Here is an 18995-nt window from a genome sequence, read left to right as displayed (position 1 = left end):
CCGAAAGCCCGGGGAGCGCCTCACCCCTGAGCGGGCGCCGAGGGGAGCCGTCTAGATCAGCCCAGGGCCGAGATCCAGGCGTAGGCCTGCTGCTCCCAGGCCGCGTAGCGGTCGGGGTGCGCGGAGATCTGCACCGCCTGCGCGGCTTCCGCGTAGGGGAGGGCGTCCCACCCCGGGATGTCGAGAAGGCCTCGCGTCGCGTCGCCGTTCGGGTCGCCGGGGCCGCCGTAGAACACCGCTGCCGCGCGTGCCGGGTCGAGGATCTGATCCGCCGTTCCCCACCCTGCGCTCGGGCGCTGCTGGAACAGGCCGAGCGAGTCGCGGTCGCCCCAGTCGAGGTTGCGGATCCAGGACTCGACCATCGCGGCGCCGAGAGCGATCGCGATGCCACGGTCGGGCACGCCGCGCTCCCGGCCGACCTGGATGATGATGCGTGCGTTCGCGATCTGCTCGTCGTCGAGCACGACCGCGGATGCCTCGACCGAGGCGGTGGCGGGTTCCATCGGGGCCGCGTCCGCGGGGGCTGCGGCGTCGGCCGCTCCCGGCAGCGCGAGGCTCTGGCCGGGATAGATGATGGCGTCCCGCGCCAGCGCATTGGCCGTGAGCAGTGCGTCGAGGGAGACGCCGGCCTCCGCGGCGATCGCCCACAGAGTGTCGCCGGAGGTGACGACGCGAGACGCCACTGGGCCTGATCCGTTCCCTGCCGCCGTGCCGGGCGCGTCCCCGGGCCCACGGTCCGCCTCGGCGTCGGCCGCCGCCGTTCCGGAGAGCTTTAGCTCGTCACCGGGGTGGATGAGACTCGACCAGTCGAGGCCGTTCCGTGCGAGGACGTCGGCTGTGGCGAGCCCGAACCGTTCCGCGATGCCGCTCACGGTGTCGCCGGCGACCACGACATACGTCTCGGGCGGGGAGACCTCGGAGCGGAGGAGCGCGAGCGGCGGAGGCGTGACCGCGCGCAGTGTGACGGGGGCGGCATCGATGAGCGGGGCTGCGGCCTTCGCCGCCGCAGGGGCCCCCGACGTGCCGGCGAGCGCGAGGGACACCGACCCGAGCATCGCTGTCGTCGCGGTCAGGGCCGACGACGTCGGCAAGAGCAGCGGTCGCAAGAACTTCCCCCTTCTTCGACCCGGCTACCGTGACACGGATGTGAACACGTGTCAATGAGTGTGACCTCTGAGGCCAATGTGACGAATGTGATTTCAGGGGATCGCCACGTCCGCTTCACCCGCGGCAGTGCGGCTTCGACGCACGCCTCGAACCTGCGATAGTGAGAGGGTGAGTGACGCCGCATCCCCCTCCGCCTCGACCGATTGGCTGACCCTTCCCGACCTCGTCGAGGTGCTGGGCGAGCCGCTCGGCCGTGTCCGCCGACTGCTCGACGACCGCGCCTTGGTCGGCAGCAAGCGCACGGGAGTTTTCGCCGTACCCGCCCTGTTCATCATCGACGGCGCGCCGCTGTCGTCGCTGCGCGGCACCGTCATCGTGCTGCAGGATGCCGGGTTCAGCGATGACGAGCTCATCGACTGGCTGCTCAGCGAAGAGGAGTCGATCGGACTCGCGCCGATCGAGGCGCTCCGCCGCGGACGCAAGAGCGAAGTGCGCCGCGTCGCGCAGACGCTCGCCTGAGCGCGACGCCTGCCGCGCCGTCGTCTCGATCCACCGACGCGTCAGTCGACGCTGCACGCCTCAGGATGCGCGAGCGGTTGCGTCGCGTGCGAGCGCGCGCAGCTCCTCGACCGCACCCGCGGCGAGGGGGGCACCCCGAAGCGCCTGATCGGCCTCCTGCGTGTAGGCGTCGATGAGGCCCTCGACTCGCGTGAGCGCACCCGAGGCGGCGATCGTCTCCTGCGCGGCGGCGACCTGTGCGCCATCCAGTGTCGGGTCGCCCACGAGCGCGTCGAACGTCCGTCTCGCGACCGGATCCAGGGCCTCGCGCGTGTACGCGATGAGCACCGTGCGCTTGCCTTCACGTAGATCGTCACCCGAGGGCTTACCTGTCACAGCGCTGTCGCCGAAGACGCCCAGGACGTCGTCGCGCAACTGGAACGCGAGGCCGAGCGGGTGGCCGAACGCCGACAGCGCGGCCGACTGCGCGGCACTCGCGCCGGCCAGCGCGCCGCCCAGAAGCAGAGGGTGCTCGATCGAGTAGCGGGCTGATTTCAGCGATGCGACGCGCAGCGCCCGCTCCGCGTGGTCGGTGTCGGGCGCCGTGATGAAGGCGGCTTCTTCCGCGATGTCGAGGAACTGCCCGACTGTGACCTCGCGGCGCATGAGCGCGTACACGCTCCGTGCTGCGGCGGCGTGCGGGGCGGCGCGGAGGCCGTCTTCGAGCAGGTCGTCGCTCCACGCGACGAGGAGATCTCCGAGGAGGATCGCCGCGGAACGACCGAATGCCCCACCCGCTCCCGCCCAGCGGGAAGCGCCATGGTGGGCCTCGAGCGCGCGGTGTGCCGCAGGGCGGCCGCGGCGCGTGTCGGAGTTGTCGATGATGTCGTCGTGGACGAGGGCTGCGGCATGGAAGATCTCCAGCGCGCCGGCGGCGGCGAGGACCGCCTCGGGCGGTGCCGCCGGAGCGCTGTCGGGTTCGGCGACGGCCCGCCAGCCGGTGACGCAGAAGCGGGCGCGCAGACGCTTTCCACCTGACAGGGTCGAGGCGGCGTTCTCCACGAAAGCCGTGGCCTCTGCGCCCGACAAGCCCCATTCGTCCACCCGGGCCTGCAGGAAGCTTGCCAGTCGCTGGGAAACTGCTTCGATCGGCGCCGGGGAAGGGGTCACGGGCCTAGCCTAGTTCTCGAGTGCACGACTAGAATCGTGTGCACCGAATCGCCAGCTCGACCCGGCCTCAAGGAGGCACGCATGCCGCTGTCAGAACAGGAGCAGCGCCTGCTCGATGAGATGGAGCGCCATCTCATGAACAAGGACGCGGATGTCGTCGCGCCCCGTGACGGACAGACGCTCAGCTACCGCAACATCGTCTACGGCACTGTTCTCGTCCTCCTCGGCCTCGGCGGCCTCGTCTTCGGCGTCTCGAGCAGCCTCATCGTGGTGGGCGTCATCGCCTTCGTGGTGATGGTCGCCGGCGTGGTCCTCGCCGTGACGCCCGGGCGCGGCTCCGCATCTGGCAAGGGCGGCATGGCGGGCGACTCGTCCGCTCCGACGGCCGCCAAGAAGGCGTCGGGACCCTCATCCTCCTTCATGGACCGCATGAACGACCGCTGGGACCGCCGACAGGGCGACCACTGACACGCACGTAACCGGACTGTCGCCCGGCCCACCGAAAGCACCGACCTCCGGGTCGGTGCTTTTTCGCGTTTTGGGGAGGGAAACCGCGTCGGAACCATAGTGAAGTGGAGGGAAGTGGAGTAAAGTGGTGTGCACCTGAGGCGGGTCGGAGCGAAGGGGGGTGGTCGTGGATGCTTCTGGGCACCTACACCCCCAAGCTCGATGACAAGGGTCGCGTGATCCTCCCCGCCAAGTTCCGCACCGATCTGGGGGACGGCGTCGTCGTGACCCGCGGTCAGGAGCGGTGCTTGTACGTGTTCAGCACGAAGGAGTTCGAGCGCGTCTACGAGAAGATCCGCGAGGCGCCTCTGACCAACAAGCAGGCGCGCGACTTCCAGCGCATGTTTCTCTCCGGGGCGAGCGACGAGAAGCCGGACAGCCAGAGCCGCATCACGATCCCGCCGCACCTGCGCACGTACGCGAATCTCGGTCGCGAGCTCGTCGTCACGGGTGTCGGCGCGCACGCCGAGATCTGGGACGCAGAGGCGTGGAACGCCTATGCCGAAGGCAACGAGGACAGCTATTCCGACATGGAGCAGGAGGTGATTCCGGGCCTCTTCTGACCCGTGGTTCCGACTCCCAGCCGCACGCCCTGACACACTTCCCCGGTGCCAGGTCAGGCGGATGGGGATCGGAGCTCCGGATCCCGCCCCGCACATCATGAGCACTTCGGACATCCACACCCCCGTGCTGCTCGAGCGCTGCATCGAGCTGCTCGCGCCGGCTCTCACGCGGCCCGGCGCCGTCGTCGTCGACGCCACGGAAGGCATGGGCGGACATTCCGAAGCACTGTTGGAACGCTTCCCGGAGGTACGTCTGATCGGTCTCGATCGCGACACCGACGCCCTGCGCCTCGCGGGGGAGCGCCTCGCGCGCTTCGGCGATCGCGTGACGCTCATCCACACCGTCTACGACGGCATCGCGGATGCCTCGGCGTCCGCCGGCGCCTCGCGCGTGGACGGCATCCTCTTCGACCTCGGCGTCTCGTCGCTCCAGCTCGACGAGGCCGATCGAGGATTCGCGTACGCGCAGGATGCCCCCCTCGACATGCGCATGGACCAGACGCAGGGCATCACCGCCGCAGAGGTCGTCGCGACGTACGGTGAGGGCGACCTCCGGCGCATCTTCGAGCGCTACGGCGAGGAGAAGCTCGCTGGCCGGTACGCCCGCGCCATCATCGCGGCGCGGGCGACAGCCCCGATCGAACGGTCGGGGCAACTCGTCGATGTCCTGGTCGCTGCGACGCCGGTCGCGGTGCAACGAGAGGGTCGCGGCCATCCCGCCAAGCGCGTCTTCCAGGCGCTGCGCATCGAGGTGAACGCCGAGCTGTCCGTGCTCGAGCGGGCCCTTCCGGCCGCGATGGGCCTCCTGCGTGTCGGCGGACGGATCGCCGTCATGAGCTATCAGTCGCTCGAGGACCGGCTGGTCAAGCGGGAGTTCGCGGAGGCGGCGGCATCCACCGCGCCCGCGGGACTGCCCGTCGAACTGCCCGAGCACGCGCCGCGCTTCCGTCTGCTCACGAAAGGCGCCGAGCTCGCGTCCGACGAGGAGCGCGCCCGCAACCCCCGTGCCACCCCCGTGCGTCTGCGCGCGGCCGAGAGAATCGCGGAGGCGCGATGAGCATCGCGACAGCCCCGGTCCGACCCTCGCTCACTGCGGCGCCCCACCGCGCACCGGAGACCGAGCCGGCGCGCCGGCTCCGCGCACTCGAGCGTCCTCTGCCGCGTCGCCGTCCCCGCCTCCTCTACGGCATCATCGCTGTCGCCGGCGCCGTTCTCATCGCCGCGGCGCAGATGGGCTTGTCGATTCTGACGACGCAGAGCTCCTACGAACTGTCCGCACTGTCCAGTCAGCAGCGGGGGCTCGACTACCAGAAGCAGATGCTCACGGACTCGCTTGCGGGGCTCAGCTCTCCGCAGTACCTCGCCGCCAACGCGGCCGCGCTCGGAATGGTGACGGGTCAGGCGCCGACATACCTCCGGCTGAGCGACAGCGCGATCGTCGGCACCGATGCAGGTTCCAACGGCGCGAGCTCGGTGAACGCGCTCACTCAGGCCGCCGTCTCGAACGCCCTCGTCGCGGGGGTGCCGCTTGTGAACGACCCCGCGGCGACCCTCCATTCGGGGGCGAGCGTCGCCGACGAGGCGATCGCCGCAGGCGTGGAATCCTCGACACCCCCTGCGATCGCCGACGGTCTGCCGACACCCGACACACACTGATCTCATGACGACTCGCGCAACCCGCAGCCCGCGTCGGCGCACCGTCGTCGCGCTGGCTGTCGTCCTCGGCGTCCTCGCCGCCTTCGTCGTACGCCTCGTCGACATCCAGGTCGTGAACGCGAACGACCACATCTCCGAGGCCGAGAGTCTTGCCACGGGCGCGTCGCAGACGCTGTACGGCGCGCGAGGCCAGATCGTCGACACCGATGGCACGGTGCTCGCGACGAGCACGAGCCTGTACGACGTGCAGATCGACCCGGCCCTCGCGGTGCAGGGGATCGACAGGGAGGATGCCGACGGCAACCCGATCACGGGACCGGACGGCGAGAATGAGAAGATCGCCTGGCCCGAGCTCGCGGGGCGCATCGCCGCAGTCACCGGACAGACCGCCGACGATGTGCAGAAGATCGTCTCCGACGCCCTGGCGAAAGATGCCAGCTCTCAGTACGCGACCATCAAGCGCTACGTCTCAACAGAGGTGTACCGTGCCCTCGCCGACCTGAAGCTCCCGTTCCTCTACTACGACGAGCACCCGTCGCGCGTGTACCCCGACGGCGCGGTGGCCGGAAACATCCTCGGCTTCGTCGGCTCCGACGGCACGCCGCTGGAGGGATTGGAGGACCTCCAGCAGTCGTGCCTCCAGCCCACCGACGGCAAGATCACCTACCAGCGCGGGACATCGGGCGTCATCATCCCCGGTACCGAGAAGGAGACGCCCGCTGTCGACGGCGGCACCCTGAAACTCACGATCGACGGCGACCTGCAGTGGTACATGCAGCAACTGATCGCGGAGGAGACCAGCCACTACCAGGCGGACTGGGGCGGGATCATCGTCATGGAGGCGAAGACCGGCAAGATCCGTGCCATCGCCGAGACGCCGACCGTCGATCCCAACGACCCGGGGGCGTCGGCAGCAGACGATCGCGGGTCGCGCCTGCTCCGCGTCTCGTACGAGCCCGGCTCCACGTTCAAGCCCGTCACCGCGGCCACCGCCATCGAGCAGGCCGGTCTCACGCCGACGTCCGCCGTCGAGACCCCCGACCGCATCGAGTTCCCGAACGGCGCCGTGATCAACGACTCCGAGAATCACCCCACGGAGAATCTGACCCTCACCGGCGGCCTGGTCGAGTCGTCGAACGTCGCAATGTCGCAGTTCGGCACGACCGTCTCGCCGGAGGTGCGTCAGCAGTATCTCGAGCGCTTCGGCGTCGGGGGCGGCGATGCGCTGAACTGGTCGGGCTCCCCGGACGCCGGTTTCAGCTCGGATGCCGCCGACTGGGACAACCAGACCTACTACACGACGACGTTCGGCCAAGCGTTCACGGTGACCCCCACGCAGGTGGTGAGCGTGTTCCAGACGATCGCGAACGGCGGCGTGCGCATGCCGGCGCGCCTCGTCGAATCGTGCACAGAGGCCGACGGCACCGTCGTCACGCCCGACGAGCCGGACCCGGTGCAGGTCATCAAGCCCGAGACCGCGTCGCAGGTCTCGCAGATGCTCGAGAACGTCTACGCCCAGGGGACGCTCGCCGCCGACATCAACATCCCGGGGTACCGGCTCGGCGTGAAGACCGGCACGGCGCAGGTGCCCGACGGCAATGGCGGGTACAAGGACGGGCTGTTCATGACCTCGCTCGTCGGTTTCGCGCCCGCCGAGGATCCGCAGTACGTTGTTCTGACGCTCTTCGACGAGCCCAAGACCAACCGGATGTCGTCCGCGAACCGGTCCGTCTTCAAGAAGGCGATGATGCAGGTGCTCACGCACTATCGGATCATGCCGTCGAACGAAGCGACGCCCCTGCTCCCCGTCACCCAGTGACGCGCCCCGCCGCGTGAGGAACCTGCACACATGATCCGGATGACCCTCGCAGAGCTCGCAGACGCCGTCGGCGGCACACTCGAGCCCGCTCGCGGCGACACGGGCGACACGACCGTTGCCGGCGCGGTCGACACCGATTCTCGTGAGATCGGCCTCGGCGATATCTTCGTCGCGAAGCCGGGTGAGGTCACCGACGGACACCTCTTCGTCGGTGCGGCGGCCGAGGCCGGCGCAGCTCTCGCGCTCACCGAACACCACGTAGACGCGCCGATTTCGCAGATCATCGTCCCCGACGTCGTCCAGGCGCTCGCGGACCTCGCTCGCTCCGTCGTCGCGCGCGTGCGCGCGGCCGGAGATCTCCGTGTCGTCGGGATCACGGGCTCGAACGGCAAAACGACGACCAAGAACCTCGTCCAGCGGATCCTCCAGGACGAAGGCGAGACGGTCGCCCCGCGGAATTCCTTCAACAACGACGTGGGTGCGCCGCTCACGATGCTGCGTGTGACCGAGGCGACGCGCTTCCTCGTGAGCGAGTTCGGCGCAGATCAGGGCGGCATGATCGCCCGGCTCGCGGGCCTCGTCATCCCCGATATCGGCGCCGTCCTCATGGTGGGGCTCGCGCATGCGGGCGGCTTCGGCGGCATCGAGGCGACGCAGCGCGCGAAGACCGAGCTCGTCCAGGCGATCCGCCCGGGCGGTGTCGCGGTGCTAAACGCGGACGATTCGCGCGTGGCGGCCATGGCGGATGTCGCGGCATCCCGCGACGTCTCCGTGCGCTGGTTCGGACGCGGCCCGGGCGCCGAGGTGCGCGCCGAAGACGTCGAGGTGACCGCCGCCGGCACGGTGTCCACGATCGTGGTGCGCGAGGGCGACCACGAGCGCCGGATGCCGCTGCGTCTGAAGGTCCTCGGCGAGCACCACGTCATGAACGCGCTCGCGGCCATTTCGATCACGCGCGAGCTCGGCATCGATCCCGCCGACGCGATCGCGCGTCTGGAAACCGTGGAGATCGCCGAACGCTGGCGCATGCAGCCGCTCGGATCGGATCGGGTCCGCATCATCAACGATGCCTACAACGCAAGTCCGGACTCGATGGCGGCAGCGCTGCGGACCCTCGCGCAGATCGCGCAGCCGGGGCAGCGCAAGGTCGCCGTTCTCGGTGCGATGAGCGAACTGGGGGATGCCGCGGGTGAGGAGCACGACCGCGTCGGCCTTCTCGCCGTACGGCTGCGCATCGAGCGGATCGTCGTCGTCGGCCGCGAGGCGCGACGCCTGTTCATCTCGACGATCGGCGAAGGCTCCTGGGACGGCGAAGCCGTCTTCTTCGAGACGGCCGACGAGGCGTACGACTACCTCCTCAGCGAGCTGCGGGACGGGGACCGGGTGCTCGTGAAGTCGTCGAACGCGGCGGGACTTCGCCACCTCGGCGATCGTCTGGGAGAATCGTTCTCGTGAGATCTCTGCTCTCGGCCGCCACGATCTCGCTGGCTTTCACCCTCTTCCTCACGCCCCTGTTCATCCGGCTGTTCGAGAAGCTCGGCTGGGGCCAAGTGATCCGCACGCCCGAGGATGGGCACAACCCCTCGCACCACGCCAAGCGCGGCACGCCGACGATGGGCGGCGTGATCTTCATCCTCGGGTCGATCGTCGGCTACCTCGTCGGCACGCTGACAGGCGGATCGCCGCCGTCGATCTCAGGCCTCCTCGTCATCTGGATGATGGTCGGTCTCGGCGCCATCGGCTTCATCGACGATTACATGAAGGTGCGTCAGCAGCGCAGCCTCGGCCTCTCCGGCTGGCGCAAGATCGTCGGTCAGGTGATCGTGGCGGTGCCGTTCGGCGTCCTCGCGCTGAACTTCCCGAACAGCGTCGGGCAGACTCCGGCATCCCCGTACATCTCGTTCTTCCGCGACATCCCCATGCTCTCGTTCCTCGCGCTCGGCACCGTCATCGGGTGGATCGCCTACCTCGTGTGGATCTCGTTCCTCTCGGTCGCCTGGTCGAACGCGACGAATCTCACCGACGGCCTGGACGGCCTCGCGACGGGCGCGGGAATCTTCACGGTCTCGGCCTACAGCCTCGTGACGTTCTGGCAGTTCCAGCAGCGCTGCACGTCGGAGGCCCTCGTCACGGCCTACCAGGCAGCGTGCTACGACACGGCCGATCCGATGGACCTGACGATCATCGCGGCGTCGTTCGTCGGTGCTCTCGTCGGGTTCCTCTGGTGGAACGCGCCGAAGGCGAAGATCTTCATGGGCGACGTCGGCTCGATGGCGATCGGCGGCGTCATCGTGGCGATGGCCGTGCTCTCGCGTACCGAGATCCTCTCGATCATCATCGCGGGCATCTTCATCATCGGCCCGGGGTCGGTGATCCTGCAGCGCTGGTACTTCAGGGCGACCGGCGGCAAGCGTCTCTTCCTCATGAGCCCGTTCCACCACCACCTCGAGATGCGCGGCTGGCCCGAGATCACGATCGTCGTGCGTATGTGGATCATCGCGGGCATCCTCGCGGTGATGGGCGTGGGCCTCTTCTACGTCGAGTGGCTGGCAGCGCAGTGACGGATGCCGCCCGCGCGACACCGCGCGACCTCGAGGCTCTGAACAGCTGGCACGCCGACTGGCGCGGTGCGCGCGTCGCCGTGCTGGGGCTTTCGGTGACCGGGTTCTCCGCTGCCGACACTCTCGCGGAGCTCGGCGCAGACGTACTTGTCGTGACGGAGTCGGCGAGCGAGGAGTACGCGCGGCTCGTCCCGGTCGTCGGGGCGCGACTGTGGGAGGGGGACCTGTCCGCGGCCCCGCAGGACCTCATCGACTTCGCGCCCGAGATCGTCGTGGCATCCCCGGGCTTCCCGCCGCACCACCCGGTGATCTCGTGGGTGCGCGAACAGGGCATCGCGCTCTGGGGCGACATCGAGCTCGCCTGGCGCGTGCGCGACAAGGTGCTGCGGCCGGACGGAACGCCCGCCGAATGGATTCTGATCACGGGGACGAACGGCAAGACGACGACGACGCAGCTCACGGCGGCGATGCTTGTCGCGGGCGGCCTGCGCGCGGCGCCGGTCGGCAACATCGGTGTGCCTGTGCTCGACGCCGTGCGTGATCCCGCGGGCTTCGATGTGCTCGTCGTCGAGCTCTCCAGCCACCAGCTCTGGTACCTCTCCCTCGCCGACGGCGCGGGCGCGCTCTCGCCGCATGCGAGCGTGTGCCTCAATCTCGCCGACGATCACCTCGAATGGCATGGCTCCTTCCGTGCCTACCGCGACGCGAAGGCCGTCGTCTACCGCAACACGCGCGTGGCCTGCGTCTACAACAAGGCGGACGACGCGACTCGCGAGATGGTCGAAGAGGCCGAGGTGATCGAAGGATGCCGCGCCATCGGGTTCGATCTCGGCGTGCCGGGACCCAGCGATATGGGCGTCGTCGACGGCATCCTGGTCGACCGCGCCTTCCTCGAGGATCGCCGGACGAGTGCGCTCGAGCTGACGACAGTTGCGGACCTCGCGGTGCGGGGCCTCGCAGCGCCGCACATCGTGGCGAACACCCTCGCCGCCGCTGCCCTCGCGCGCTCGCTGGATGTCGCGCCCGAGGCGGTCGCGCGGGCTCTCGGCGAGTTCCGCCTCGACCCGCATCGCATCGAGATCGTCGCGGTCGCGGCGGGAATCACATGGATCGATGACTCGAAGGCCACCAATCCGCACGCCGCGGCATCGTCGCTCGCCGCCTTCCCCGGTGCGGTCTGGATCGTCGGCGGTCAGCTGAAAGGCGTCGAGATCGCGCACCTCGTGGCCGCGCGTGGGGCCGCCGTGAAGGCGGCGATCGTGATCGGCGTCGAGCGGGCCGGGATCGTCGAGGCGTTCGGGCGACACGCGCCCGCCATTCCGCTCTTCGAGGTCGACCACGCTCAGACTGAAGACGTCATGGCAGAGGTCGTCGCGCTGGCGGCGGGGATCGCCCGTGACGGAGACGTGGTCCTCCTCGCTCCGGCCGCGGCATCCTTCGACCAGTTCGCGTCCTACGCCGACCGCGGCACGCGTTTCGCGCGAGCCGTGCAGGACAGATTCGGCGGAGACGCCGCGAAGTGACGACGGGGGTGCCGGTGGCCACGACCACGACGGGGCGCACCCGACCGACCAGCGCAGGAGTTGCGGCTGCGCCTGCAGAGACCGCCGGCGCCGGTTTCGCCGCCCGCGTCTCGCTCGGACGCATCTCGTCGGCCGTACCGGCGGAGTTCCTCCTCATCGCGTCGACCGCGCTGATCCTCACAGGGTTCGGTCTCGTGATGGTCCTCTCGGCCACGATGGCCGATTCGCTCGCGGCCGGTGAAGGCCCGTTCGAGACGGTGCTCAAGCAGGCCGCATTCGCGATCATCGGCATCCCGCTGATGTTCATCGCCTCTCGGTTGCCGGTGACGTTCTGGAAGAAGATCGCGTGGCCGGGTCTGATCCTGACGACACTCTTCCAGCTGCTCGTGTTCACGCCCCTCGGCGTCATCAATGACGGCAACCAGAACTGGATCCAGGTCGGCAGTTTCCAGGCGCAGCCCTCCGAGTTCCTCAAGCTCAGCCTCGCCCTCTGGCTCGGCTACGTGCTGTACCGCAAGCAGTCGCTGCTGACGTCGTGGAAGCACGTCTTCATCCCCGTCGTGCCCATCGGCGGCCTCGTCATCGGTCTCGTCGCGGTGGGCAGCCACGACCTCGGCACCGGCCTCATCCTCATGGCGATCCTGCTGGGATGCCTCTTCTTCTCGGGTGTGCGCCTGCGCCTGTTCGTCGTGCCGCTCCTGCTCGTCGTCGTCGCGGCGGTGTACTTCGCCGTCACAAGCCCCAACCGCATGGCGCGCATCATGAGCAGCCTCGTGAACTTCGACTCGACGGCGTGCTACAACGCGGCGGTCGGGGACTGCTATCAGGCCGTCCACGGGGTGTGGGGGCTCGCCAGCGGAGGGATCTTCGGACTGGGCCTCGGCAACTCGCGAGAGAAGTACGGCTGGCTGCCGGCGAAGGCGAACGACTACATCTTCGCGATCATCGGCGAAGAGCTCGGCCTCGTCGGGTGCATCGTGGTCCTCGTGCTCTTCACGCTGTTCGCGATCGGGGCCTTCCACGTCATCCGCAAGACCCACGATCCCTTCATCCGGATCGTCTCGGGCGGTATCACCGTCTGGATCGTCGGCCAGGCCATCGTCAACATGGGCGTCGTGCTGCGGATCTTCCCCGTTCTGGGCGTGCCCCTGCCGTTCATGTCTCAGGGCGGCACGTCGCTCCTGTCGGTGCTTGTCGCGTGCGGTGTGCTCCTGTCGTTCGCGCGCACGCTGCCCGCGCGTGCGACCGCTCCGCTCGCGCGGTGATCGGACCGGTCCGCTTCGCTTCGAGCAGACCGCTACCCTCGAACCGATGAGTACCGAGCATCGAGCACCGACCTACCTTCTCGCCGGCGGGGGGACCGCCGGGCACGTGAACCCGCTCCTCGCCGTCGCTGACGGACTGCGGGCCCGCGCGGACGAGGCATCCGTCCTCGTCCTCGGCACGCGGGAGGGGCTCGAATCGCGTCTTGTGCCCGAGCGCGGCTACGAGCTGCTGATCGTCGACAAGGTGCCATTTCCGCGCAGGCCGAACGGTGCCGCGCTTCGCTTCCCGGTGGCGTGGCAGCGGGCGATCGCGCAGGTGCGTGCGCACATCCGTGCGCACGGCGTCGACGTCGTCGTCGGATTCGGTGGATACGCGTCCGCTCCGGCGTACGTCGCCGCCCGGCGTGAGCGGGTGCCCGTCGTCGTTCACGAGGCCAACGCACGCCCCGGACTTGCAAATGTCCTGGGCGCGCGCGGGGCGGCCGCCGTCGGAGTCACGTTCCCGGGGACGCCGCTGCGAGGTGCCGAAGTCGTGGGGATGCCGCTGCGACGCGAACTGCTCGCCCTCGACCGGACCGAAATGCGCGCGGAGGCGGCGGCGTACTTCGGGCTCGACCCCGCCCGTCCGGTGCTCCTCGTCTTCGGGGGATCGCTCGGCGCCGTACGTCTGAACGACGCGTTCGCCGGTGCCTGGCGGGATGTCGTCGGCGCGGGGTGGCAGATCCTGCACGCCGTCGGCGGACGCAACGACGTGCCGTCGACCGGGCATCCGGCCTACGTCGCTGTGCCGTATCTCGACCGGATGGACCTCGCGTTCGCGCTGGCCGACCTCATCGTCTCGCGCGCCGGTGCGGCGACCGTGAGCGAGCTGACGGCGCTCGGACTGCCCGCCGTCTACGTTCCGTACGCGGTCGGCAACGGCGAGCAGGCCCGCAACGCGGCATCCGCCGTCACAGCGGGCGCCGCGCGGCTCATCCCGGACTCACAGTTCACGGCGGACCGGGTGCGCGCGGAGATCGTTCCACTCCTCGAGGATGCCGGAGCCCAGGACGCGATGCGCGCGGCCGCCGCGCGCATCGCGCCCGCCGCACGCAACGGTACCGAGAACGTCATCGCGCAGATCGACCGCGCGCTGGGGCGCTGAACCGCACCACACCTACTCCGCAGAGTGGCGCGTACTCCGCACCGGACACCACGTGTGCGTGCGGAGTACGTGACGTTCTGCGGGTTTCGTGCGTGGCTCGCCGCAGCGACACCGCTCGCGCCTCGCGTCGCCGGACCCGCAGCGCGCCGCGACCGTCTCGTACGCGCGTCGACCTAGACTTGACGGGCCATGATTCGCCCCGATCTCTCCCTCCCCATCCCTAACGACATCACCGCCGCGCACTTCATCGGCGTCGGCGGCTCGGGCATGTCCGGGCTGGCGGGGATGTTCCTCGATCGCGGCATCCGGGTGTCGGGCTCCGACCGCGCCGACAGTGCCGCCCTGCGCGCCCTGGCCGCGCGCGGCGCCGACGTTCATGTCGGGCACGACGCCTCCCACCTGCCGGACGACGTCGACACCGTGATCCACACCGGCGCGATCTGGCCCGAGAACCCGGAGTTCCTCCTCGCGAAGGAACGCGGACTCCACGTCATCCACCGCTCGCAGGCGCTCCACTGGCTGATCGGCGGACGCCGCCTCGTCAGTGTCGCCGGCGCCCATGGCAAGACGACCTCGACGGGCATGCTCGTGACGGCCCTGCGCGCGCTCGATGCCGATCCGACCTTCGTCAGCGGGGGAGTGATCGCCGACCTCGGCATCTCCAGCGGCACCGGCTCCGATGATCTCGTCGTCATCGAGGCGGACGAGTCCGACGGCACGTTCCTGCTGTACGACACGTCGGTCGCTCTGATCACGAATGTCGACCCCGACCACTTGGACCATTGGGGCTCGCGCGACGCCTTCTACGACGCCTTCGTGACGTTCGGTGATGAGGCGCGCGAGGCGGTCGTCATCAGCGCCGACGATCCCGGTGCGCGGCGGGTCGCGGCATCCCTCACCCATCCCCGCATCGTGACCTTCGGCGAGGATGCCGCGGCCGACGTGCGCGTCACCGATGTCGTCACCGACGGCCCCGTCTCTTTCGCGCTGACCCACGACGGTGTCACGGTCACGGGCCGCCTCGCCGTGCCCGGCGCGCACAACGCGATCAATGCGGCGGGCGTCGTCGCGGTGCTCCTGAGCCTCGGGCACGATCTCGAGAGGGCGCTGCGTGCCGTCGAGGCCTTCGCCGGAACGGTGCGCCGCTTCGAGCTGCACGGAGTGCAGCGCGGCGTGAGCGTCTACGACGATTACGCGCACCACCCGACCGAAGTCGCGGCCGCTCTCGCCGCCGCGCGCACCGTCGTCGGCGACGGCCGCATCATCGCGATCCAGCAGCCGCACACGTACTCCCGCACGCAGGAGATGTACCGCGAGTTCGCCGAAGTCCTCGAGAAGTATGCCGACCACACGGTGATGCTCGATGTCTACGGCGCGCGCGAGGACCCCGTGCCCGGCGTGACCGGTGAGCTCGTCAGCGACGCGTTCGCCGATCCTGCCCACGTGCACTTCGTCGCCGACTGGCAGGCGGCCGCCGAGTACACGGCCGCGGTCGCGCGCTCGGGCGACTACGTCATCACCCTCGGCTGCGGCAACGTGTACCAGATCATCCCGCAGGTCCTGGCGGCGCTCGGGGCGATGGATGCCTCCGTCGGAGCCGATCCGGAAACCGCCGACGAGACCGGGGCGTGACAGGTGCGGCGCCCGACCCCGTTGCCGCAGGCGCCCGCGTCGGGCGACACCGGCGAGGAGGACGCACCGTCCACGGCCGCTGACCCGATCCACTTTCCGAATCCCGTCGCGCGCGCGAGCGCGCCGGACGGTCATGTCGAGGGGTCGGAGGCCGCGGCGAGCGGCGTCGCGCGTACGCCGGAGCGGTCGGCCGGGGGATTCGGCACGGACGGCGCCGCGGCGTCCGAATCGATCGGTGTGCGCGACGTGTGGGCCGCCGCGCGCGCGCGCCGCAAGGCCCTGCGCGCCGAGGTACGCCGCTTCACCGCGCGGCAGCGCCGGCGCCGCGCGATCTGGATCACTGTCGGCGCCGCGCTCCTCGCGCTCGTGCTCGGAACGCTGGGTGCCGCGTACAGCCCGCTGTTCGCCGTCGAGAAGGTGACGGTGATCGGCGCGCAGACTTTGGATGCCGCAGCCGTGGAGCAGGCGCTGTCCGGCCAGATCGGCACGCCGCTCGCGCGCGTCGACACGTCCGCGGTGAAGGCCGCGCTCGTCCAGTTTCCCCTCGTCGAGTCCTACACGCTCGAGGCGCGACCTCCGCACGAGCTCGTCGTGCGCGTCGTGGAGCGCACGCCGATCGGGTCCGTGGAGTCCGCAGCCGGTTTCACGCTGGTGGATGCCGCGGGGGTCGCCCTCTCGACGACGGCGGATGCGCCCGCGGGGCACCCCGTCATCACGGTGACCGGCGGGATCGGATCGCCCGCATTCGAGGCGATCGGGACCGTGTTCCGCTCGCTTCCCAGCGACATCCGTGCACAGGTGACGGCGATGTCGGCGACGACGCCCAACGATGTCACCCTCACACTGGGCGGCACGGGCACCTCCGTCGTCTGGGGCAACGCCGACGATTCATCGAAGAAGGCGCGCGATCTCGCAGCCATCATGACGGCGCGTCCGCCGGGCGGTGTGTCGCTTTACGACGTGTCCTCGCCGGGCGCTGTCGTGGTGCGCTGAGTCGGTCGCGGCGGCTCCGCGCGGGTTTGTCTGCGACACGCCCAGCCGTTCGCGGCGGGCGATCGTGATGCCGCTTACCTTCAATCAAGGAATTGCATACTCGGCAATTCTTTAAACCTCAACTTGAGGTTCAAGGTTTAGACGTTTCGGGTTCGGGACACGATGGAGGCCGGCATGAGCCAGAACCAGAACTACCTCGCAGTGATCAAGGTCGTGGGCGTGGGTGGTGGCGGCGTGAACGCCGTCAATCGGATGATCGAGCTCGGCCTTCGCGGCGTCGAGTTCATCGCCGTCAACACCGACGCGCAGGCGCTTCTCATGAGCGACGCCGACGTCAAGCTCGACGTCGGCCGTGAGCTGACCCGCGGACTCGGCGCAGGTGCCGACCCAGAGGTCGGGCGCCGCGCGGCCGAGGACCACGCCGAGGAGATCGAGGAGGCCCTCGCGGGTGCCGACATGGTCTTCGTCACCGCGGGCGAGGGCGGCGGCACCGGCACGGGCGGCGCGCCTGTCGTGGCGCGCATCGCGAAGTCGATCGGCGCCCTGACGATCGGTGTCGTCACGCGTCCGTTCTCGTTCGAGGGACGTCGCCGGCAGAGCCAGGCGGAGGCGGGCGTCAACAAGCTCAAGGAAGAGGTCGACACGCTCATCGTGGTCCCGAACGACCGCCTCCTCGAGATCAGCGACCGCGGCATCTCGATGATCGAAGCCTTCGCGACTGCCGACCAGGTGCTCCTCGCCGGTGTTCAGGGCATCACCGACCTCATCACGACGCCGGGTCTCATCAACCTCGACTTCGCCGACGTCAAGTCCGTCATGCAGGGAGCGGGCTCCGCGCTGATGGGCATCGGTTCCGCCCGGGGGGCCGACCGGGCCATCAAGGCCGCCGAGCTGGCGGTCGAGTCGCCCCTCCTCGAGGCCTCGATCGAGGGTGCGCACGGTGTGCTGCTCTCGATCCAGGGCGGATCGAACCTCGGCATCTTCGAGATCAACGATGCCGCGCAGCTGGTGAAGGAGGCGGCCCACCCGGAGGCGAACATCATCTTCGGTACGGTCATCGACGACACCCTCGGCGACGAGGTGCGCGTCACCGTCATCGCGGCGGGCTTCGACGGCGGGGAGCCGCAGGCGCGTATCGAGCCGATGACGGCGCAGCGGCCGTCGACCACGCCGGTGGTTCCCGCCGTCTCGGCCGACGAAGCGGCGCGCGACGTCGTCGTCGTCGAGGAGCGCGAGGCGGTCGCCGTGTCCGCCGCGCCGACCGACTCGTACGACTCCGTTTACGGATCCGACGACCTGGACATCCCCGACTTCCTCAAGTGACCCCCGCCCTGGACGAGAGCGGCCCGGGCGATCATGCCGGGGGCGCGGACGCGCTGGCTGCGCGACTCGCCGACCTCGACGAGCGCATCGCGGATGCCGCGAGGTCGGCGGGTCGTCCTCCAGCGGAGATCACCCGCATCGTCGTGACGAAGTTCCACCCGGCATCCCTCGTCGAGCGTCTGCATGCGCTCGGCGCGCGGGATGTCGGCGAGAACCGACAGCAGGAGCTCACCGCGAAGCGCACCACCCTGCCGCCGCTCGACGGGCTGCGCTGGCACTTCATCGGTCAGCTCCAGTCGAAGAAGGCGCGGGCAGTCCGGGCCGCAGCCGACGTCGTGCACTCCGTCGACCGCGACCGCGTCGCGGATGCACTGCACGCAGCCGACCCCGACGGCGCCTCGCTCGACGTCCTCGTCCAGATCAATCTGACCGACGATCCTGCACGCGGGGGAGCGGTGCCATCGGACGCGGGGCGCCTCGCCGAGCACGTGGCGGCGCACTGCCCCTCTCTGCGGCTGCGCGGTGTGATGGCGGTGGCGCCTCTGGCGGAGGCGCCGGCCGCGGCATTCGCGCGGCTGCACGATTCGGCAGCCGCGGTGCGACGCGTGGTGCCGGATGCCTCGTGGATCTCGGCCGGGATGTCGGGCGATTTCGTCGAAGCGATCGCCGCGGGCGCGACACACCTGCGGATCGGCACGGCAATCACGGGCCCGCGGCCCCTGCGCGGATAGCCTTCAGAACAGACGAGCAAACGGAGGATGCGATGTCGAACCCGCTCAAGAAGACCATGGTGTACCTGGGCCTCGCCGACGAGGAAGAGGTCTACGACGAGCCTGTCGCCGAAGCACCCGTGCGGCGTGAGCGCACGGTCGAGCGACCCGTCGAGAAGGCCGCGCCGGTGACCCCGCTGCACCGCCCCGCTGTCGTGCGTCAGCCGACCGCTGCGGGCGCCGTGAGCGAGATCCTCACCGTCCACCCCAAGCAGTACCGCGACGCGCAGCTGATCGCAGAGAACTTCCGTGACGGGATCCCCGTCATCATCAACCTGTCGCAGATGAGTGACGCCGATGCGCGTCGCCTCATCGACTTCGCGAGCGGGCTGTCGCTGGGCCTCTACGGTCGGATCGAGCGGGTCACCAGCAAGGTGTTCCTGCTCTCGCCCGAGAACGTCGCGATCTCGGGCGACGGCACACTGGCGCCGGCCGATCCCGAATCGGCGCCCTTCACGCAGTAA

General features: G+C 69.6%; 18 protein-coding genes. 16 read left to right on the top strand and 2 right to left on the bottom strand.

Translation table 11 applies throughout. From position 1 onward, the window contains the following. Window positions 1-56 precede the first annotated feature (56 nt). Window positions 57-1055 carry a LysM peptidoglycan-binding domain-containing protein gene (locus tag WFI52_RS11390; protein ID WP_442927758.1) on the bottom strand — a complete coding sequence of 333 codons (999 nt, stop codon included), beginning with the start codon at window positions 1053-1055 and terminating at the stop codon, window positions 57-59. A 220-nt stretch (window positions 1056-1275) separates the two neighbouring features. On the opposite strand from WFI52_RS11390, the gene WFI52_RS11385 reads away from it, so the two are divergent. Continuing rightward, on the top strand, window positions 1276-1626 hold the full coding sequence (locus tag WFI52_RS11385) for an Rv2175c family DNA-binding protein (RefSeq protein WP_336627004.1): 351 nt from the start codon (window positions 1276-1278) through the stop codon (window positions 1624-1626). Between the two features lie 60 nt (window positions 1627-1686). Here WFI52_RS11385 and WFI52_RS11380 read toward each other — a convergent pair whose 3' ends face one another. Beyond that, on the bottom strand, window positions 1687-2775 hold the full coding sequence (locus WFI52_RS11380; RefSeq protein WP_336627003.1) for a polyprenyl synthetase family protein: 1089 nt from the start codon (window positions 2773-2775) through the stop codon (window positions 1687-1689). Window positions 2776-2856: 81 nt separating this feature from the next. On the opposite strand from WFI52_RS11380, the gene WFI52_RS11375 reads away from it, so the two are divergent. From WFI52_RS11375 to WFI52_RS11305, 15 genes are all read left to right on the top strand, one after another. Further along, on the top strand, window positions 2857-3243 hold the full coding sequence (locus WFI52_RS11375; RefSeq protein ID WP_336627002.1) for a DUF3040 domain-containing protein: 387 nt from the start codon (window positions 2857-2859) through the stop codon (window positions 3241-3243). Window positions 3244-3413: 170 nt separating this feature from the next. Then, on the top strand, window positions 3414-3845 hold the full coding sequence (gene mraZ, locus WFI52_RS11370) for a division/cell wall cluster transcriptional repressor MraZ (RefSeq protein ID WP_076691039.1): 432 nt from the start codon (window positions 3414-3416) through the stop codon (window positions 3843-3845). Window positions 3846-3942: 97 nt separating this feature from the next. Beyond that, window positions 3943-4902 (top strand): 16S rRNA (cytosine(1402)-N(4))-methyltransferase RsmH, encoded by a 960-nt coding sequence (gene rsmH / locus WFI52_RS11365; protein WP_336627001.1) that lies wholly within the window; start codon window positions 3943-3945, stop codon window positions 4900-4902. Further along, complete coding sequence (locus WFI52_RS11360) at window positions 4899-5501, top strand: hypothetical protein (protein WP_336627000.1); 603 nt, start codon at window positions 4899-4901, stop codon at window positions 5499-5501. The genes rsmH and WFI52_RS11360 overlap by 4 nt, the downstream gene beginning before the upstream one ends. A 4-nt stretch (window positions 5502-5505) precedes the next feature. Further along, window positions 5506-7320: a peptidoglycan D,D-transpeptidase FtsI family protein gene (locus WFI52_RS11355; RefSeq protein ID WP_336626999.1), complete on the top strand. Its 1815-nt coding sequence runs from the start codon at window positions 5506-5508 to the stop codon at window positions 7318-7320. A 30-nt stretch (window positions 7321-7350) separates the two neighbouring features. After that, window positions 7351-8775, top strand: coding sequence for a UDP-N-acetylmuramoyl-tripeptide--D-alanyl-D-alanine ligase (locus WFI52_RS11350; protein WP_336626998.1), 1425 nt, complete (start codon window positions 7351-7353; stop codon window positions 8773-8775). Next, window positions 8772-9881, top strand: coding sequence for a phospho-N-acetylmuramoyl-pentapeptide-transferase (gene mraY / locus WFI52_RS11345; RefSeq protein WP_336626997.1), 1110 nt, complete (start codon window positions 8772-8774; stop codon window positions 9879-9881). The genes WFI52_RS11350 and mraY overlap by 4 nt, the downstream gene beginning before the upstream one ends. Then, a complete protein-coding gene (murD, locus tag WFI52_RS11340; protein WP_442927751.1) occupies window positions 9863-11404 on the top strand; it encodes a UDP-N-acetylmuramoyl-L-alanine--D-glutamate ligase in 1542 nt (513 codons plus the stop codon). The genes mraY and murD overlap by 19 nt, the downstream gene beginning before the upstream one ends. Window positions 11405-11418: 14 nt before the next feature. Next, window positions 11419-12669 carry a putative lipid II flippase FtsW gene (gene ftsW, locus WFI52_RS11335; RefSeq protein WP_336626996.1) on the top strand — a complete coding sequence of 417 codons (1251 nt, stop codon included), beginning with the start codon at window positions 11419-11421 and terminating at the stop codon, window positions 12667-12669. A 46-nt stretch (window positions 12670-12715) separates the two neighbouring features. Next, complete coding sequence (locus WFI52_RS11330; protein WP_336626995.1) at window positions 12716-13813, top strand: UDP-N-acetylglucosamine--N-acetylmuramyl-(pentapeptide) pyrophosphoryl-undecaprenol N-acetylglucosamine transferase; 1098 nt, start codon at window positions 12716-12718, stop codon at window positions 13811-13813. Between the two features lie 189 nt (window positions 13814-14002). Then, the gene (gene murC, locus WFI52_RS11325; protein WP_336626994.1) at window positions 14003-15445 is read left to right on the top strand and encodes a UDP-N-acetylmuramate--L-alanine ligase; all 1443 of its coding nucleotides are present in this window, start codon (window positions 14003-14005) and stop codon (window positions 15443-15445) included. A 3-nt stretch (window positions 15446-15448) separates the two neighbouring features. After that, window positions 15449-16438, top strand: coding sequence for an FtsQ-type POTRA domain-containing protein (locus WFI52_RS11320; RefSeq protein ID WP_336626993.1), 990 nt, complete (start codon window positions 15449-15451; stop codon window positions 16436-16438). Between the two features lie 174 nt (window positions 16439-16612). Further along, window positions 16613-17761, top strand: coding sequence for a cell division protein FtsZ (gene ftsZ / locus WFI52_RS11315; RefSeq protein ID WP_336626992.1), 1149 nt, complete (start codon window positions 16613-16615; stop codon window positions 17759-17761). Continuing rightward, window positions 17758-18492: a YggS family pyridoxal phosphate-dependent enzyme gene (locus WFI52_RS11310; RefSeq protein WP_336626991.1), complete on the top strand. Its 735-nt coding sequence runs from the start codon at window positions 17758-17760 to the stop codon at window positions 18490-18492. The genes ftsZ and WFI52_RS11310 overlap by 4 nt, the downstream gene beginning before the upstream one ends. Before the next feature lie 32 nt (window positions 18493-18524). Beyond that, window positions 18525-18995 (top strand): cell division protein SepF, encoded by a 471-nt coding sequence (locus WFI52_RS11305; RefSeq protein WP_336626990.1) that lies wholly within the window; start codon window positions 18525-18527, stop codon window positions 18993-18995.

It is taken from the genome of Microbacterium sp. MMO-20 (genome assembly GCF_037147735.1).
GTDB lineage: Bacteria > Actinomycetota > Actinomycetes > Actinomycetales > Microbacteriaceae > Microbacterium.
Note: the sequence above shows the minus strand (reverse complement) of the source record. Positions and strands in the feature narration are given on the sequence as shown.

Coding starts and splice junctions, on each gene's coding strand:
- WFI52_RS11360 (WP_336627000.1), top strand. CDS start 4,899: ATGAGCATCGCGACAGCCCCGGTCCGACCCTCGCTCACTGCGGCGCCC.
- WFI52_RS11330 (WP_336626995.1), top strand. CDS start 12,716: ATGAGTACCGAGCATCGAGCACCGACCTACCTTCTCGCCGGCGGGGGG.
- WFI52_RS11390 (WP_442927758.1), bottom strand. CDS start 1,055: ATGCTCGGGTCGGTGTCCCTCGCGCTCGCCGGCACGTCGGGGGCCCCT.
- rsmH (WP_336627001.1), top strand. CDS start 3,943: ATGAGCACTTCGGACATCCACACCCCCGTGCTGCTCGAGCGCTGCATC.
- WFI52_RS11355 (WP_336626999.1), top strand. CDS start 5,506: ATGACGACTCGCGCAACCCGCAGCCCGCGTCGGCGCACCGTCGTCGCG.
- WFI52_RS11375 (WP_336627002.1), top strand. CDS start 2,857: ATGCCGCTGTCAGAACAGGAGCAGCGCCTGCTCGATGAGATGGAGCGC.
- mraZ (WP_076691039.1), top strand. CDS start 3,414: ATGCTTCTGGGCACCTACACCCCCAAGCTCGATGACAAGGGTCGCGTG.
- ftsZ (WP_336626992.1), top strand. CDS start 16,613: ATGAGCCAGAACCAGAACTACCTCGCAGTGATCAAGGTCGTGGGCGTG.
- WFI52_RS11350 (WP_336626998.1), top strand. CDS start 7,351: ATGATCCGGATGACCCTCGCAGAGCTCGCAGACGCCGTCGGCGGCACA.
- murC (WP_336626994.1), top strand. CDS start 14,003: ATGATTCGCCCCGATCTCTCCCTCCCCATCCCTAACGACATCACCGCC.
- WFI52_RS11305 (WP_336626990.1), top strand. CDS start 18,525: ATGTCGAACCCGCTCAAGAAGACCATGGTGTACCTGGGCCTCGCCGAC.